The organism is Erwinia tracheiphila (assembly GCF_021365465.1).
Classification (GTDB): Bacteria; Pseudomonadota; Gammaproteobacteria; order Enterobacterales; family Enterobacteriaceae; genus Erwinia; species Erwinia tracheiphila.
In genome coordinates, this window is record NZ_CP089932.1 from 4,120,037 (window position 1) to 4,135,705 (window position 15,669).

General features: G+C 52.0%; 13 protein-coding genes and 6 pseudogenes. 5 read left to right on the forward strand and 14 right to left on the reverse strand.

Features of this window, described 5'->3' with window-relative positions; genetic code table 11:
* Nucleotides 1–6: 6 nt before the first annotated feature.
* The 4 genes and pseudogenes from LU633_RS21385 to LU633_RS21400 all read right to left on the reverse strand — a co-directional run.
* Nucleotides 7–863 (reverse strand): annotated as a pseudogene (locus LU633_RS21385) (thymidine phosphorylase); the annotation flags it as partial.
* Between the two features lie 15 nt (nucleotides 864–878).
* Nucleotides 879–1,658 (reverse strand): deoxyribose-phosphate aldolase, encoded by a 780-nt coding sequence (gene deoC / locus LU633_RS21390; RefSeq protein WP_016190875.1) that lies wholly within the window; start codon nucleotides 1,656–1,658, stop codon nucleotides 879–881.
* Between the two features lie 274 nt (nucleotides 1,659–1,932).
* Nucleotides 1,933–2,709, reverse strand: a complete 777-nt coding sequence (locus LU633_RS21395) for a metal-dependent hydrolase (RefSeq protein WP_016190874.1) — start codon at nucleotides 2,707–2,709, stop codon at nucleotides 1,933–1,935.
* Nucleotides 2,706–3,668 carry a patatin-like phospholipase family protein gene (locus LU633_RS21400; protein WP_016190873.1) on the reverse strand — a complete coding sequence of 321 codons (963 nt, stop codon included), beginning with the start codon at nucleotides 3,666–3,668 and terminating at the stop codon, nucleotides 2,706–2,708. Before LU633_RS21400 ends, LU633_RS21395 begins: the two co-directional genes overlap by 4 nt.
* Nucleotides 3,669–3,853: 185 nt before the next feature.
* Between LU633_RS21400 and LU633_RS21405 the strand changes: the two are divergent.
* Nucleotides 3,854–4,476, forward strand: a pseudogene (locus tag LU633_RS21405) (DDE-type integrase/transposase/recombinase).
* Between the two features lie 245 nt (nucleotides 4,477–4,721).
* On the opposite strand, the gene LU633_RS21410 reads toward LU633_RS21405, so the two are convergent.
* The 6 genes from LU633_RS21410 to LU633_RS21435 all read right to left on the reverse strand — a co-directional run bounded on the left by LU633_RS21410 (nucleotide 4,722) and on the right by LU633_RS21435 (nucleotide 10,895).
* Entirely contained in the window at nucleotides 4,722–5,930 is a 1,209-nt protein-coding gene (locus tag LU633_RS21410; protein ID WP_016190871.1) for an IS256 family transposase, read from the reverse strand.
* Nucleotides 5,931–6,026: 96 nt separating this feature from the next.
* A complete protein-coding gene (locus LU633_RS21415) occupies nucleotides 6,027–6,188 on the reverse strand; it encodes a DUF1328 domain-containing protein (protein ID WP_016190870.1) in 162 nt (53 codons plus the stop codon).
* 140 nt (nucleotides 6,189–6,328) lie between these two features.
* Entirely contained in the window at nucleotides 6,329–6,943 is a 615-nt protein-coding gene (gene osmY / locus LU633_RS21420) for a molecular chaperone OsmY (protein WP_016190869.1), read from the reverse strand.
* Between the two features lie 306 nt (nucleotides 6,944–7,249).
* Nucleotides 7,250–7,687, reverse strand: coding sequence for an IS200/IS605 family transposase (tnpA, locus tag LU633_RS21425; protein ID WP_016190868.1), 438 nt, complete (start codon nucleotides 7,685–7,687; stop codon nucleotides 7,250–7,252).
* Nucleotides 7,688–7,858: 171 nt separating this feature from the next.
* Nucleotides 7,859–9,448: a peptide chain release factor 3 gene (prfC, locus tag LU633_RS21430; protein ID WP_016190867.1), complete on the reverse strand. Its 1,590-nt coding sequence runs from the start codon at nucleotides 9,446–9,448 to the stop codon at nucleotides 7,859–7,861.
* Nucleotides 9,449–9,674: 226 nt separating this feature from the next.
* Entirely contained in the window at nucleotides 9,675–10,895 is a 1,221-nt protein-coding gene (locus LU633_RS21435) for an ISL3 family transposase (protein ID WP_046372069.1), read from the reverse strand.
* Between the two features lie 98 nt (nucleotides 10,896–10,993).
* Here LU633_RS21435 and LU633_RS21440 point away from each other — a divergent pair.
* Both LU633_RS21440 and LU633_RS21445 read left to right on the forward strand, forming a co-directional pair.
* Nucleotides 10,994–11,244: pseudogene (locus tag LU633_RS21440) on the forward strand (DinI-like family protein).
* 141 nt (nucleotides 11,245–11,385) lie between these two features.
* A complete protein-coding gene (locus tag LU633_RS21445; RefSeq protein WP_046372070.1) occupies nucleotides 11,386–12,594 on the forward strand; it encodes an IS256 family transposase in 1,209 nt (402 codons plus the stop codon).
* Nucleotides 12,595–12,870: 276 nt separating this feature from the next.
* On the opposite strand, the pseudogene LU633_RS21450 reads toward LU633_RS21445, so the two are convergent.
* Nucleotides 12,871–13,413, reverse strand: a pseudogene (locus tag LU633_RS21450) (IS481 family transposase); the annotation flags it as partial.
* Nucleotides 13,395–13,737 (reverse strand): annotated as a pseudogene (locus LU633_RS21455) (DDE-type integrase/transposase/recombinase); the annotation flags it as partial. The pseudogenes LU633_RS21455 and LU633_RS21450, both read right to left, overlap by 19 nt.
* Before the next feature lie 59 nt (nucleotides 13,738–13,796).
* Here LU633_RS21455 and LU633_RS26540 point away from each other — a divergent pair.
* Nucleotides 13,797–13,895 (forward strand): annotated as a pseudogene (locus LU633_RS26540) (IS6 family transposase); the annotation flags it as partial.
* Between the two features lie 56 nt (nucleotides 13,896–13,951).
* On the opposite strand, the gene LU633_RS21465 reads toward LU633_RS26540, so the two are convergent.
* Complete coding sequence (locus tag LU633_RS21465) at nucleotides 13,952–14,788, reverse strand: ABC transporter permease (RefSeq protein WP_016190863.1); 837 nt, start codon at nucleotides 14,786–14,788, stop codon at nucleotides 13,952–13,954.
* Nucleotides 14,781–15,140 carry an ABC transporter ATP-binding protein gene (locus tag LU633_RS21470; protein WP_198292522.1) on the reverse strand — a complete coding sequence of 120 codons (360 nt, stop codon included), beginning with the start codon at nucleotides 15,138–15,140 and terminating at the stop codon, nucleotides 14,781–14,783. Before LU633_RS21470 ends, LU633_RS21465 begins: the two co-directional genes overlap by 8 nt.
* Before the next feature lie 385 nt (nucleotides 15,141–15,525).
* Between LU633_RS21470 and LU633_RS21475 the strand changes: the two genes are divergently transcribed.
* Nucleotides 15,526–15,666: a hypothetical protein gene (locus LU633_RS21475; protein ID WP_161796965.1), complete on the forward strand. Its 141-nt coding sequence runs from the start codon at nucleotides 15,526–15,528 to the stop codon at nucleotides 15,664–15,666.
* Nucleotides 15,667–15,669: the final 3 nt, after the last annotated feature.

The following is a 15,669-nucleotide window of genomic DNA, read 5'->3' on the forward strand; positions in this document are numbered from 1 at the left end:
GCGATTATCCGATAATTCTGCGACAGACAGCGGGCGGTGTTCATCCGCATAGTCGCCAGGCCGTATCGTTTCGCTCAGTCCCACGCTGTAATCAATGGCATCGCCCGCCGCGCGGCGTCCACCGCCCATTCCCCCGCCATACCCAACGCCCGGGTACCCATCGCGCTCACGAAACCGGCTCGTTCAACATAAACCGCCTTACTCAGCAGAGCAGCTGGCAGAGACTGTTCAACCCTGTCGACAAAATCCGTCGGTACTTTCTGCGCCGACACCATGCGCGAAAAGACATCTGCAGCCAGGTCATTATCCAGTAACGCCTGCAGCTTTCCTGCCGCCTCTGCGCAGTCGGATGCCAGACAGCCGGACAGCAGCATTTCCACGCCCAGCGCCTGCGCCAGCTGCATCGACTGGTCAAACGTAGGCATTAACGCGCCGGAGCCGACTTTGACATCCATCACCAACGCATCCAGCCATTCCGCCAGCTTTTTAGCCAGAATGGAGGCGGTAATCAGAGGGATGGAACCAACGGTCGCAGTAATATCGCGGGTGGCATAGAAGCGCTTATCGGCCGGGGCCAGCGAACGTGTCTGCCCGTAATGGCAATGCCCTCTTCGCTGATAATACGACAGAAATCATCAGGACATAGCCGCCGCAGGCCACCCCATTGGACCGAGCATCAGTGAGGTGACATCACCCACACCCCCGGTCAACGTCATATTGTGAAAAAAGATGTCCATCGCCTGCACAGCAATTTGTCCTTCAGAAACGGAATTGTCACAAATCCCGTTGATAAAAAGCGAATTTCTTCTTCGCTCAACGCATGACCGTCTTTTTTTGCGGATAACTTCTTGCGGCAGGAACATCTTTCCTTCTGGCGTTTAGTAGAGCGAATCGCTTTTCGCACCGGAAAAGCCTGCGGTCGTGAGCAGATTGCCGAGCAGGCCTGACGCGCCAAAGCGAAAATGGCGCACATCCACCCAGCCTCTGCCGAGAATATCGTCCGCCAGGGCCAGATAGCGAGCAGCTTCTTCGGCAGTTTTCACGCCACCCGCAGGTTTGAATCCCACCTGCTGCCCAAGGCCCTTATCCGCAATTACCCGCAGCATAATTTCCGCTGCGTCCGGCGTGGCATTGATCGCAACCTTGCCAGTGGACGTTTTGATAAAATCAGCACCCGCGGCAATGGCCTGCTCAGAAGCCTGACGAATCAATTCAGCGGTTTTCAGCTCGCCGCTTTCAATAATCACCTTCAGCAGCACGCCCGCACTGGCACAGGCCTTTTTGCAGGCGCTCACCAGCTGGAAACCCACGCCATGATTACCGGCAATCAACGCACGCCAGGGAAACACCACATCCACTTCATCGGCACCGTAGGCAATCGCAGCGCGGGTTTCTGCCAGGGCGATATCGATATCATCATTGCCGTGCGGGAAATTGGTCACGGTGGCGATGCGGATATCCGGCGTACCCTGCTCGCGCAGCGTTTTGCATGCAACGGGAATAAACCGAGGATAGATACAGACGGCGGCAGTGTTGCCCGCCGGGGTGCAGGCCTGACGACACAGCGCGATAACGTTATCGTCGGTATCATCATCGTTCAGCGTGGTCAGGTCCATCAGCTGTAGCGCCCTGACGGCAGTGGCAGTTAAGTCAGTCATCATCATCTCCACAGATTAGTGCGAGAATAATAACAGACCGCCAGGGCGACTATCCGTGATTAATTTCACACCACAAAGAACATAGTTGCAGCAATTGCAAAATTAAGGTGATTTGAATCACAAAAAAACTCCTGAATGCGTTCAGCCTTCCGCCACACGTCAGCAGTCTGACAATACAATATTGTTATGCTTATCTGTCGAACCCTCAGCCCGATAAGGAAGACAGAAAGCGCTGAACCTGCCGTCACAGTGCGAGAAAGGATCAGTGTGCAGGTCAGATACAAAATACCCGGCGTGTATTCTCACGCAGGGTTTCTGCAATTTTCTGAGGAGACTCATCGCGGATGTCGCACAGGCTTTGCCAGATCGCACGCAGCCTTTCCGGGCGGTTTGGCTGGCCCTGAAAGCCCTGCACGGGCATATCCGGCGCATCGGTTTCGAGCAGCAGCGATGTCAGCGGCAGGCGGGCGATGGCAGCGCGCGTTTTGCTGGCACGGGGGTAAGTGATGGTTCCACCGACGCCAATGGCATAGCCCGCGCGTATAAAAGCCTGCGCCTGCTGTTCGCTTCCGGCAAAACCATGAATCACGCCACAACGGGGAAGCCCGAACTGACGAAGCTGCATCGCCAACTTGTCGTGCGTGCGTCGCGAATGCAGGATCACCGGTAGATCGTAATCCCTTGCCAGCCGCATCTGTGCCGTCAGCATCGCCTGCTGCTTATCAAACTGGGGGTTATCGATAAACAAATCCAATCCTATCTCACCAATCTCCACCAATTTTTCAGGGCGTGGTTTCATATACGCTTCCAGCTGCTGCAAATGGGCGTCATGATAATCCGCCACCGCCATCGGATGAATGCCCAGCGCTGCATACACCGTTGGCCAGCGCTCAGCCAGCGCCATCACGCCGGCAAAACGACTGGCGGCAGTGCCAACCGCAATGATTTTTTCCACGCCCGCCTCGGCTGCCTGGCGCAGGCTCTGCGCCTCATCACCGATAAAAGGTACAAAATCAAAGTGGCAGTGCGTATCGACAAAACGCGGATTCATGCCTGCGCCCCCTCATCGTAATCAGTATCATTTTCAGCCAGCCCCCCCGGAGCATTTACCCTCTGAACCGGCTCATTTGCCATCACCACAGCTGGCGATTGTTCCGGCTGAATCCCGCACTCACGCAGTTTCTCCCCCAGCGTCGCCAGGAAATAACGCCCGCAGCGGCAGCCCAAATGATAATCCTTGTTTAAGGATGCAACCCGGCTGCCCAACGCCATACTTGCCAGCACCTGCGGCGGAAAAATTTCAATAATGTTCAGTTCGCCGGGTGGGTTCTCAATAAACTGTTGGGTTTGACAATAGCTCTCTTCATGAAGATGCATAATATTCATAAGCGGTTGGAGCGCGTTGTCGCCAAGCCACCGTTCAAGACGCCTGAACCACTGGGACGTCCAGTTCATCTGTGACGGCACGGTACGAATCACCACAATCGTATCGGCATCGCGCCGGGCCGCTTCCCGAACCGGGATGGCATCGCTGATGCCGCCGTCCAGATAGCTGATGCAGTCCAGCTCCACACCGGGGCGATACATGCCGGGAATCGCGCTGGATGCCCTGATAAGATTCAGCCAGTTTGCCGCCGTGGGTGCAAAATAACCGGGAGAATAGTCATCGCTGCGGCAGGCGCAGATGTAAAATTCACGGCCGGATGAAAACATTTTTTCACCTGCCGCCATCGCCAGCGGAAACTCGTTCGCGGTGATATCCACCAGCCAGTCAAGGTCTATAAGCTGTCCGCCACAAATATAAGCGGAGAGATTTTGTGCGCCTGCAGAGGTTCCCAACAGCAGGGCAAAGGGATTAAAGGCTGCACGCTGAAACTCATCCAGCACGCCAGCCGTGAAGATACCGCGCTGTCCCCCACCTTCACAAACCAGCGCCAGCTTGCCCGTGCGAAACGGCGGTAATGTGACTGATTCGATATTGTCTGGCGTAACCGGAATATATTGGCCCAAGATCGGACTCCTGCGCAGCGGGGATAAGACCAGAATACCCTGAATGACGTAAAACTGTTGGTTCCTGACCCAACGTTAATATTGTCATTGTGTTGCAAAGATCGCAGCGCTGAATATCTTTGCTGATATTTTCACCAGAAACGCTGCCCATCAACGTATTCAAGGGCTGACATTTCGATCGTGACATTATTCTGTGGGCAGTATGCTGGCACTGCAAATATACAGCCACCGTGCGCTGCCTGAGCCACGGCATCAGTGCCCACCAATCGATGATCTCCCGCCGGATTCAGCGTTATATGCCTGAAATGGAAAAACGGCTGCGATACTACTGGCGAAACCCTTCAGGATTATGCTCCGGCATCCCGATGAAACCTGTATCAAAGTGAATGGCTGCCAGGCTTATCTGTACCGTGCTGTTGACAGCAAAGGACGCACTAACGATTTTTATCTCTCTGTGCGCCGTAACAGCAAAGCGGCCTGTCGGTTTGTGGGAAAGATTCTGAACAACGTGAAAGGCTGGCAAATCCCCCATCCATAGCCTGGCGATGAGGTTATTGAAACGGCAGGGCCGTTTACCGCCTGATGTTGAACACCGGCAGAGAAAATACCGGAACAACGTGATTGAATGCATTCCCAAACTGAAATGGATAATCAACGCCACGCCGGGATTTAAATCCATGAAGACGGCGTATGTCATCATTAAGGGGATTCAGTCATGTGGGCATTGCGTAAAGGACTGGCGGAAGGCGTTTACTTCGGCTATTCCACAGGCGAAATGCGTCTGATAAGCAGAGTGTTTGAAAGGTAAGGCCTTTCAGTAATACAAAAGGCTACCTCACTGTGAACTTTGCAACAGTGCCTGCAAAGTACAACGTGGAATTGCCGGGAAAACAGGGCAAAGAACGAAAAGTGACTGAGTGGATAAAAAAGAGAAACGACGTTATATAAACAACAAAACAGGAGCACTGGCTCCCACTTTAAGGTGGCAAATCGGATAGCGTCGTGGCCACGTCGCGATAGACCCTGTACATGATTCTGTGTAAATGCCTTTTCTCAGTAGTGGCCGTCCGGGCGGTCACCGAACCCGATAATAAAACGGCTCATCGCCATACGCCAGTCCCTCAGTGGCATCCTCCATTTCTGTGATGCGGCCTGGATTGCCAGCCACACGTCCTTTTTCACTGCGTCGTCAGTCGGGAACACCTTACGTTTCTTGATGGCATCCCGGATCACGCTGTTCAGCGGCTCGATGGCGCTGGTCGTGTCGAGCGTCTTGCGGATGTCTGCCGGGTAAGCGAAGAACGTCAACAGGCTGGCCCGGTTTGCCTGCCAGCGCCGGCTTATTTGGGGATAGCGACTGTCCCATGTCCCGGAGAACACATCCAGGGCCTGTAGCGCTGCCTCTTCCGTCGGGGCCTGACAGATGGCTTTCAGGTCACGGGTGACGGCTTTGTAGCCCTCCCAGGAGACGAACCGCAGACTGTTGCGCACCATATGCACGACGCACAGCTGGACGCAGGCCTGCGGATACACCGCGTTGATAGCGTCCGGGAAGCCCTTCAGACCATCAACACAGGCGATGAGGATATCGTTCAGGCCACGGTTTTTCAGCCCCGCCAGCACGTTCAACCAGAACTCCGCGCCTTCATTTTCAGCCAGCCACATACCCGGCAGTTCTTTCTGGCCTTCGATGTTGATACCCGGGGCAAGGAACACGGATTTATTGATGACGCGACTGTCCTGCCGGACTTTCAGGACGATGCAGTCAGGGTAAACGATGGGACAAACGGCATCCAGCGGCCGGTTTTGCCATCCGGTGACCTGCTCCATGACGGCATCAGCTACCTTCGAGACCAGCGCTGGCGAGACATCGGCGTCATACGGCTCTTTGAATGCGGCCGCTATCTCGCGGGTGGTCATCCCTTTGGCGTACAACGATAAGATCGGGTTATCCATCCCGGTGCTCCGGGTCTGGTTTTTCTTCACCCGTTGTGGTTCAAAGGAGCCATCACGATCGCGCGGAGTACGTAGTTCCAGCGGGTCATCGCCGGTGGTCACTGTCTTTGTGGAATAGCCGTTGCGGGCGTTGGTCGCCGGTCTGGGCTGATTTTTATCGTCGCCGGGGTGACGGGTCATTTCGGCGTTGAGCGCCGCCCCGACACTGATTTTTTTCAGCAGGCGCTCAAACTGACTGAGATCGTCAGGGGTTTTGAGATTTTTGGCCAGTTCGTTAGCCAGGGCCTGCGACTGTTTTTCGTCCATAAATTAACCTGCTTTTGATGCTGGATTGAACATGTCAAAATCAGGCAATTACACAAATCTATGTACTGGCTCTCGCGATACCGTCACGATGATGCTTTAAAGCTTCTTCCTGCCCGTAAACAGGCTGACCAGGAAGATGATAATACCGACGACGAATACAATTTTAGCAGCCCACGCGGCTTTACCGACCAGACCATCAAAACCCAACGCAGCTGCAATCAGCGCGATAACCAGAAAAATAATGCCCCAGCGAAACATAAACCCCTCCTCACCACTCGTAAAAACCGACCTGCAGTGTTATTCACTCAGGCTAGTGAGAGTCTGGTTTTTTATCATATTTGATGCTATTTCCTGGACTGTTTCATCGCTGAAACGGACCCGATGCTTCTCGAAGATTATTAAGATTTCACAGTGATATTGTTTTTGACGCTTTTCACGCCATCAATGGCTTTGGCAATGCCTTCAGCACGTTCTGACTGCGCCTGGGTTTTAACCGTACCGGAGAGCTGAACCACACCGTTGGTGGTTTCCACTTTGACGTTACGAGACGGCACGATATCGTCTGCTAACAGTTTAGCTTTAATTTTGCTGGTCGTTGCGATATCGCCAGCGTAACCGCTTACGCTGGATTTGGTAGTGTCTTTAACGTGCAGTTTGTCGCTGACAGATTTCACACCTTCCACTTTTTTCGCAGCGGCAACCGCCAGTTCAGCCTGGTCCTGAGAAGGAACGAATCCACTCAGCGCCACCACGCCATCGTGAGTTTTTACTGAAATATCGCTGCTTTTAATAGCATCGTTGTCCACTAAAGCCGCTTTCACTTTAGCCGTCACGCCGCTGTCATCCATGAAACTACCGACTTTTTTCATCGCGCTGTCAATTTTAGCACCGGCACTGTCGGCAATACTTTGAGTCGATGTGGTGGCAGTATCGTCAGCCACCGCATAACCTCCCAGCAGTGCAGAACCAAGCAGTACAGCAGTAAGTTTTTTTGCAATGTTAGTCTTCTTCATGACACTTCCTTCTTCATGTTATTGCATTCACAACTGTGAGCTTTCAGCCACAAACGACGTGGCTGTAGTGGAAAGACGTCGCAGCAGCCTGTGCCACATATTTTGCGTCCTGTAGAACTAAAGATAGACACTAATCAGCATTTCACCGCTTTTTATAGTTGATATAATAGAGAAATAATCGGTATGAAGATTTTTTAAGAAGAGTCTGCAATCAGGAAAAAACCGTAAAAAAACCACCTGCATAGCAGGTGCCATTGATTTCGCCCCACAGGGGCGCACTAAGTCCAGACTCAGAGAGCCTTCCCTTCACACTTCTTTCAGTGGAAGCTGGCTATCTTCAACTTCATGTTTTTCCTGATACTTCACGTACTTTATTATCATTTCTTCGTTTATACCTACGGTATCGACACAATAACCTCTTGCCCAAAAATCATTCCCCCACTGCTTGTTCTTACGCAGGCAGGGAAATTTACTGAACAATCGAAGGGCTGTTTTACCCTTTAAGTCGCCTGTTACATGGGAAATCGAAAGCCGTGGAGGCACTTTTACCCGCAAACGGACATGGTCTGTCTGGACATTCAGCTCCACTACTTCTATCCCGGGCTGCTCACCTGAGATCCTTATCGGCTTACAGACCTCTTTACCAACATTGTTCCTGAGGATGCGAAACCGGTACCTGGGTGTCCATACGATATGATATTGACAACACCAGTGCACATGAGATGCTTTCTGGAATCTGCTCATGGTTAAATCCCTGGCAGTTATGGGGATAACAGATTCGGATTTTCCCATGAGTAGCATGACTGGCAGAGCCAACTTATTGCTGACCACCTCCACAGGAGGTGGTGTTCATGCAGGGATAAAAAAAGCGATACGCCGAGTATCGCTTTACCATTATAGCGTAGATTTACGCTGTCAATGCTCGCGGGTTTTACGGAACACCACGTCAGGATAACGTTCCTGAGTGATATTCAGGTTAACCATCGTCGGGGCAATGTAAGTCAGATTATCGCCGCCATCCAGCGCCAGATTAATTTCATTTTTGCGCTGGAATTCATCGAACTTCTTCACGTCACTGCATTCCACCCAACGGGCGGTGGAAACGTTAATGGCTTCGTAAATGGCCTCCACGTTGTACTCGCTTTTCAGGCGCGCCACCACCACGTCAAACTGCAGCACGCCTACCGCTCCGACGATCAGATCGTTGTTATGTACCGGACGAAACACCTGTACTGCCCCTTCTTCCGAAAGCTGAACCAGACCTTTTAACAACTGCTTCTGCTTCAGCGGGTCACGCAGGCGAATGCGGCGAAACAGTTCCGGCGCAAAGTTAGGAATACCGGCGAACTTCATATTTTCACCCTGGGTAAAGGTATCCCCAATCTGAATAGTACCGTGGTTGTGCAATCCGATGATGTCACCCGGATACGCTTCTTCAACATGCGAACGGTCACCTGCCATAAAGGTCAGTGCATCACTTATTACCACGTCTTTGCCGAGGCGAACCTGACGCAGCTTCATGCCTTTTTCATACTGGCCGGAAACCACACGCAGAAACGCCACGCGGTCACGGTGTTTCGGATCCATATTCGCCTGAATTTTAAAGACAAACCCGGTGAATTTCTCATCGGCAGCGGTCACGGTACGCACATCGGTCTGTCGCGGCATGGGCGACGGCGCCCACTCCACCAGGCCATCAAGCATATGATCCACGCCGAAGTTACCGAGTGCGGTACCAAAAAACACCGGAGTCAATTGTCCGGCGAGAAACGATTCTTTATCGAATCCATGGGATACGCCCTGCACCAGCTCCAGCTCTTCACGCAGCTGCGCCGCCAGATCGTCACCGACCGCCTTGTCCAGCTCCGGGTTGTCCAGCCCTTTCACCACGCGCACCTGCTGGATAGTGTGGCCCATTCCCGTTTGATAAAGGTAAATTTCATCTTTATACAGATGGTAGACGCCTTTGAACTGTTTACCACAGCCAATTGGCCAGGTAATGGGTGCACAGGCAATTTTCAACTCACTTTCCACTTCGTCCAGTACTTCCATTGGGTCACGGATATCGCGGTCAAGCTTGTTCATAAAGGTCAGAATTGGCGTATCGCGCAGCCGGGTCACTTCCATAAGCTTGCGGGTACGATCCTCAACACCTTTTGCAGCGTCAATGACCATCAGGCAGCAGTCCACTGCCGTCAGAGTGCGGTAGGTATCTTCAGAAAAGTCTTCGTGCCCCGGGGTATCAAGCAGGTTAACCAGACACTCGCGGTACGGGAACTGCATCACGGAAGTTGTGATTGAAATACCACGCTGCTTTTCCATCTCCATCCAGTCTGACCTGGCATGCTGGCTGGAACCCCGACCTTTTACCGTGCCGGCAGTCTGAATAGCCTGTCCGAACAGCAACACTTTTTCGGTGATGGTGGTTTTACCGGCATCCGGGTGGGAGATAATGGCAAAAGTGCGGCGGCGCTCCACCTCTGCGGATTGAGAGAGACTTGTCATGTCATAAACCCTAAATATGTACTCATACGTGTACACGTTTCAATTCATGCGGAGTAGTGTACATCAGGAGGTTTGATTAATCGCCGATAATCTCAATCCTGTTTAGCCCGCTATAGGTTATCAAACTGGATTTAGTGCCATCAACTTAGAAAGTTATCTGTTGACGTTCAAATAAATCTTCACAATACTGTATATCCAAGGGACTTCCCCGATCATGGTGGGAGACTCAGAACGCCATGTTCAGCTTCCCGTAGTGGAACATTACGCCCAGCTTGAACCGTTCTTTATTCCTGAAGCCCCGTGACTTGATCCTCAGCAACCGTATTTTACTGTTCAGAGACTCCGCATTGCCGTTCGATACCCGGTTTTTCATCGCATTCAGAATGCCGTAAAGCCGCTTTGCCACCATGCGGGCAATGCTGACCATGAGTGGTATGCCGGTGTCTTTAGCCATCGCCATCCATTCCTGCCACAACTTACGGCTATGGTCGTCATAGCGGCGGTGCCACAGATCGCGGGCAAGCTCTTTCATTACCCAGCACTGGTTCGTTTGCGGTAACACCAGCCGGGCAACTTCTAACCTCTCAGCGCGGCGCCCAAAGCGATTTTGTTTGCTGTAAAACCATAAGTAGCGTGAGCGGTGGGCGTCTTTCCTGTCTGACGACGGGATCTGTTTCATCTCAGCCTGACGGGTTTTATCAACGATGGCGCACAACATTTTTGCCACATGGAAGTGATCGAAGGCGATTTTATCCACGGCATTGGGGAGATGGATGCGTGCAGCACTGATATAGGCCGTGTTCATGTCCATAGACAGCGTTTTTATCTCTTCAAGCTGGTGATCTCTCAGGCTACGCAGATAACTGGCAAGACTTTCTACACCGCGATCGTCGGTCAGTTGCAAAGCGCGTCCCTGCCTGTCAGAGATAACGGTGACGTACTGGTGTCCTTTTTTGAACCCGACTTCATCCACGCAGAGATGACGGGCCGATAAGGGTTGTTTTATCCGGGCCAGGCCTCGTTTTACTGCGCGCATCATGATGCCGTCCACGGCATTCCAACTGAGTTTGAGCTGCTTTCTGACAGCATCCACGGTGCTAATTTTCAGCCATGAAAGAACAAAGGCTTCGAACAACAGGGTGTAGCGGCTGCCTAGCCCCGCCCACGGAACCGGCAGTGTCTGGCAACCGTGCTCGGGGCAGTCAATGCGGGGTACATCAGCTTCAACCAGCGTGGTGAATTGACAGGTATCGAGGTGACGCCATTTGCGACGCCGGTGGTCATGTATGGGGCAGGATTTACCGCATGTTGGACAGGTCAGTTGAGTGTGCCCGACAATGCCGACAATCACAGTCACTGAACCAGATTTTTCATCAAGAGAAAGGGATTTTACCTGCCACGGTGCGGACAGGTTAAGGATATGGGCATAGAGGGACTTTTCGTCCATGGCAGACTCCTCAGAAAATCAAGACTGCCATCATAATGCCCTTAGCCACCACAACAGGGGAAGACCCATATCCAATCAGTAATTATCGGAGATGAGCTATGATTGTTGAAATCACGATTGCTAAAGAAAAAGTTAAAGGTATGACAAAAGGCATCTGTTGATGCTCTCCGGGCGGAACTGACTAAACGACTCAGCCCGAAATACTCTGACATACAGGTGATCGTTAGGGGTGCCAGCAATGATGGTCTTTCTGTGCTCCGATCACAAGACAACAGATGGCGATAAGGCATATGTGCAGGAAGTGCTCCAGCAGACCTGGGAATCTACGGATGAGTGGTTTTATAAGTGATCTTCGCTGTACAGGCAGTAATAAGACCCGGTTGCTGGCCACGTTTTGTTTGCCAGAGCCCGGCTAACCGAGCCAGTACATAGATTTGTGTAATTGCCTGATTTTGACATGTTCAATCCAGCATCAAAAGCAGGTTAATTTATGGACGAAAAACAGTCGCAGGCCCTGGTTAACGAACTGGCCAAAAATCTCAAAACCCCTGACGATCTCAGCCAGTTTGAGCGTCTGCTGAAAAAAATCAGTGTCGGGGCGGCGCTCAACGCCGAAATGACCCGTCACCCCGGCGACGATAAAAATCAGCCAGAACCGGCGACCAACGCCCGCAACGGCTATTCTACAAAGACAGTGACCACCGGCGATGGCCCGCCGGAGCTGCGTACACCGCGCGATCGTGATGGCTCTTTCGAACCGCAACGGGTGAAGAAAAACCAGACCCGGAGCACCGGGATGGATAACCCGATCTTATCGTTGTACGCCAAAGGGATGACCACCCGCGAGATAGCGGCCGCGTTCAAAGAGCTGTATGACGCCGATGTCTCGCCAGCGCGGGTCTCAAAGGTAGCTGATGCCGTCATGGAGCAGATCACCGGATGGCAAAACCGGCCATTGGATGCCGTTTGTCCCATCGTTTACCCTGACTGTATCGTCCTGAAGGTCCGGCAGGACAGTCGCGTCATCAATAAATCCGTGTTCCTGGCGCCGGGCATCAATACCGAAGGCCGGAAAGAGCTTCCGGGGATGTGGCTGGCTGAAAATGAAGGTGCAAAGTTCTGGCTGAACGTGCTGACGGAACTTAAAAATCGCGGCCTTCAGGACATCCTGATTGCCTGCGTGGATGGCCTGAAGGGCTTCCCGGATGCGATAAACAGCGTCTATCCGCAGACTCACATCCAGCTGTGCATCATCCACATGGTGCGTAACCGCCTGAAATACGTGGCGTGGAAGGACTACAAAGCGGTCACGGGCGGGCTGAAAACCGTTTATCAGGCACCAACAGAAGCTGCCGCACGGATGGCGCTGGATGCGTTCGCCGAAGAATGGGATGACAAATATCCACAAATCAGCAAAAGCTGGCGTGCGCACGGGGAAAACCTCAATACGTTCTTCGGCTATCCGTCTGACATCCGAAAAGCTATCTACACCACGAATGCCATTGAGTCGCTGAACAGCGTGATCCGTGCCGCCATTAAGAAACGCAAGGTATTCCCGACGGATGACTCAGTGCGAAAGGTTATTTACCTGGCAATCCAGTCGGCATCGAAAAAATGGAGTATGCCGGTCCAGAACTGTCGGCTGGCGATGAGCCGCTTTATTATTGAGTTCGGTGACCGCCTGAGCGTTCACCTTTGACGTGGTGGCAGTTACACAGAATTATTTACAGGGTCAAAAATATTGCCGGGTGGATCTTAACTCTTCCCGGCTTATTTTTATTTAATTGCCGCCGTTCAGTCCACTAAACAACCACGTCCTTAACCACCTGTTAAGCCGGAAGCGATTTCCACGATCCTTCCGGCTTTTTTATTTTAGCCGCCTGCTGTCTGCTCCACGGTGAGGATAAGACACCCTTTATCGATCCTGACCATGACCGGGCAGGTCTGTATATCGCATCTTGAGGAATGTAAACTAATAAAATTCCTGCAAAATGCTTTTATGGACGCGCTCGCAGATGCCGTTGGTCTGCAGGGACATCGCCTTCGTTTTCGTATGGTCGATATCGTTGATGGTCAGACAGAGCTGATAATCATGTTGCTCTGCTTTACCGCGGTACTCTGTGCCCCTGTCGGTCAGTCTTCTCAGCACCGACAGCCCCTGAGCCTCACAGAACCGCAGTACCCGATCATTAAGCAGGTCGGTGGCGGTGATCGGCGTTTTACTCGTATAAGGCTTGCAGTGCGCCACTTTCGGGTAGGTATCCACGAACGTCTGCGGGTAGGTACGGCCCACACCGTTCAGATCGCCAGCACAGAAGGTGTCCTGCGACCCCAGATAACCCGGGTGAGCCGTTTCGATTTCGCCGCTGGCCTCACTATCATGCGTTTTTTTCGTAAGCGTTGAGCACCGGTAAGCACAATACCTTCTTCTGGCAACTTTTCCCTCAGGCGCTTTCAGGCGGTTACGGAAGTTCTCCAGATCGTGCCGTTGCCAGATGGCGCGCACGCCGCTTCCCGCTTCACCGTCAGCAGGAAGTCGATGGCATGGCCATCAGTATCGACCGCCCGGTACAGATATTTCCAGCGGCCCCTGCCCTGGATATACGTTTCGTCCATTCTCCACCGACGACCAGCAGCACGTTTATGCCGGCGGAACGCCCTGTCCAGCAGCGGCACCATGCGGATGACCCTCCGGTGAAGGGTGAACCATAATGCCCCGCTCAACCATCATTTCCTCCAGATTTCGCAGGCTGAGTGAATAAGTCAGAGACCAGCGGACGCACTGAGCAATAATATCAACGGGATAATGGAGGCATTTGAACGCTCTTCGGATCAAGGGTATGGTCGGGAGTATCACAAAAACGTCATATTACCTGACGACGCCTTAATGCGACAGAACGGATTGAAGTCATGCGGACACTGCGTAAAGGACAGCCGGAGAACCCTTACTTCGGGCATCCCCTGGACGAGATGCGTCTGGTGAGCAGATTTGGAAATTAAGACCTTTCAGTAATACTGAAAAGCTGCATCATCGTGACATTTGCAACAGTGCCAAATTATTTAACCTGCCTGTATTTAAATGCATAGCGCTCAATAATATTAATCCCGGAGTCTAATAACAGAGCAAACAGAGTAAGTAACAGCGTTCCGGCCAGGATGGTATTGATATCAAAACTTCCTTCAGCCTGAAGAATTAAATATCCAATTCCCCGGTAAGAACCTAAATATTCCCCCACAACTGAACCGACGAAAGCCAGGCCGATAGACATATGCAAACTTGAGAATACCCATGATGTGGCGGATGGAAGGTAAATCGTCATTAGTTGTTGGCGTTTATTTGCTCCCAGCATACGGATATTGTCCAGCAGAACAGAGTTAACGTCACGGACCCCCTGCCATACGTTAAAAAAGACGACAAAAAATACCAGGGTGATAGCGAAAGCCACTTTTGACCAGATACCAAGTCCAAACCACATAGCAAATATTGGGGCGAGGATCACACGCGGCAATGAGTTTAATGCTTTGATATAAGGTGAGAAAATTGCCGATAAAAGCGGATTAATCCCCAGAAAAAGTCCCACCGTCATTCCCATCGCCGTACCAATGATAAATGCCAACAAGGTTTCAGCGAGTGTAATAATGAGATGAGGATAAATTTGCGCCGGAAAATGTAACGACCAGAGAACATGGTCTCCCCAGACAATGTCCAGACCCCCTTCACCTTCAGTAAACCATTGCCATAGGATGATAACCACACGCTGAGGATCTCCAAAGAAAAACGCCAGCTGCGGATCCAACGAGGCTACTTCCCAAGCGGCAAGCGCACAGCAGAATACGGACAGTTTCCCCAGTACAAGCATGGCTGGTTTCATTTCGGAATTTTTATTACTCATGATGGGATAAATTATGTTGGTAACTTTTCAGTACTTCGTCACAAAGTACATTCCAGATATCCTTATGTAGCCCGACAAACTTTGGATCGGTACGAATTTCTGTTACATCACGTGGGCGCGCCAGCGGGACTGAAAATTCGCCTATTGGGCGTGTACCTGGCCCGGCCGAAAGGACAATAACCCGATCAGCCAGAGCAATGGCTTCGTCCAGATCATGCGTTATGAACAGTACAGCACTACGTTTTTTTTCCCAGAGTACGAGCAATTCGTTTTCCATTAACTGACGGGTTTGAATATCCAGCGAAGAAAAAGGTTCGTCCATCAAGATAATGTCAGGATCAAGAATGAACATAGCGCCCTTACAGGGCGAGCGTCACGGCTCTGCCGTTCCGAGGGTGTTCATGACCGGCTCACAGCTTTATACTCTGCGGTATGTTAATTTCTCAGGAAATCATTCACATGGCCCGTAGCAAAGCCCCCAGAAAGCGTAAACCCACGCCCTCGTCCCGACGCGCTATACCCGGATATCCTAAGCGTTTTCTGGTGTCCATTCCGCCCCGGAGCGATTATGACGACCCCGACGAGTTTTTTACGACACTCCGCAGGATGCCATTCGTCACTGTGTCCACCTGGGGCCACAGTTTTTCCTCGATACACACTTCGACCCGCCTCTCGTCTGCATCATCCGCGGCTTTGAGCCGCCTGACTCACCCGACGGCGATGTCGTCCTTGAGTCCATGCCAGCCGATGTGTTTATTATCGCCACAGAATCCGGCATGCTGCCGGTGACCTTCGCTCCCTGGGATAAACACACCGACAACTGGGCCGATGACTGTGACGACTGGCACTATAATACCGGTGCCACTGCAGAGCGATAATCC

Bases quoted from the DNA above. Each gene is read 5' to 3' on its own strand.
- deoC (WP_016190875.1), bottom strand. From the start codon at position 1,658: ATGACTGACTTAACTGCCACTGCCGTCAGGGCGCTACAGCTGATGGAC.
- LU633_RS21395 (WP_016190874.1), bottom strand. From the start codon at position 2,709: ATGAATCCGCGTTTTGTCGATACGCACTGCCACTTTGATTTTGTACCT.
- LU633_RS21410 (WP_016190871.1), bottom strand. From the start codon at position 5,930: ATGGACGAAAAACAGTCGCAGGCCCTGGCTAACGAACTGGCCAAAAAT.
- LU633_RS21415 (WP_016190870.1), bottom strand. From the start codon at position 6,188: ATGTTTCGCTGGGGCATTATTTTTCTGGTTATCGCGCTGATTGCAGCT.
- osmY (WP_016190869.1), bottom strand. From the start codon at position 6,943: ATGAAGAAGACTAACATTGCAAAAAAACTTACTGCTGTACTGCTTGGT.
- tnpA (WP_016190868.1), bottom strand. From the start codon at position 7,687: ATGAGCAGATTCCAGAAAGCATCTCATGTGCACTGGTGTTGTCAATAT.
- prfC (WP_016190867.1), bottom strand. From the start codon at position 9,448: ATGACAAGTCTCTCTCAATCCGCAGAGGTGGAGCGCCGCCGCACTTTT.
- LU633_RS21435 (WP_046372069.1), bottom strand. From the start codon at position 10,895: ATGGACGAAAAGTCCCTCTATGCCCATATCCTTAACCTGTCCGCACCG.
- LU633_RS21445 (WP_046372070.1), top strand. From the start codon at position 11,386: ATGGACGAAAAACAGTCGCAGGCCCTGGTTAACGAACTGGCCAAAAAT.
- LU633_RS21465 (WP_016190863.1), bottom strand. From the start codon at position 14,788: ATGAGTAATAAAAATTCCGAAATGAAACCAGCCATGCTTGTACTGGGG.
- LU633_RS21470 (WP_198292522.1), bottom strand. From the start codon at position 15,140: ATGTTCATTCTTGATCCTGACATTATCTTGATGGACGAACCTTTTTCT.
- LU633_RS21475 (WP_161796965.1), top strand. From the start codon at position 15,526: ATGCCAGCCGATGTGTTTATTATCGCCACAGAATCCGGCATGCTGCCG.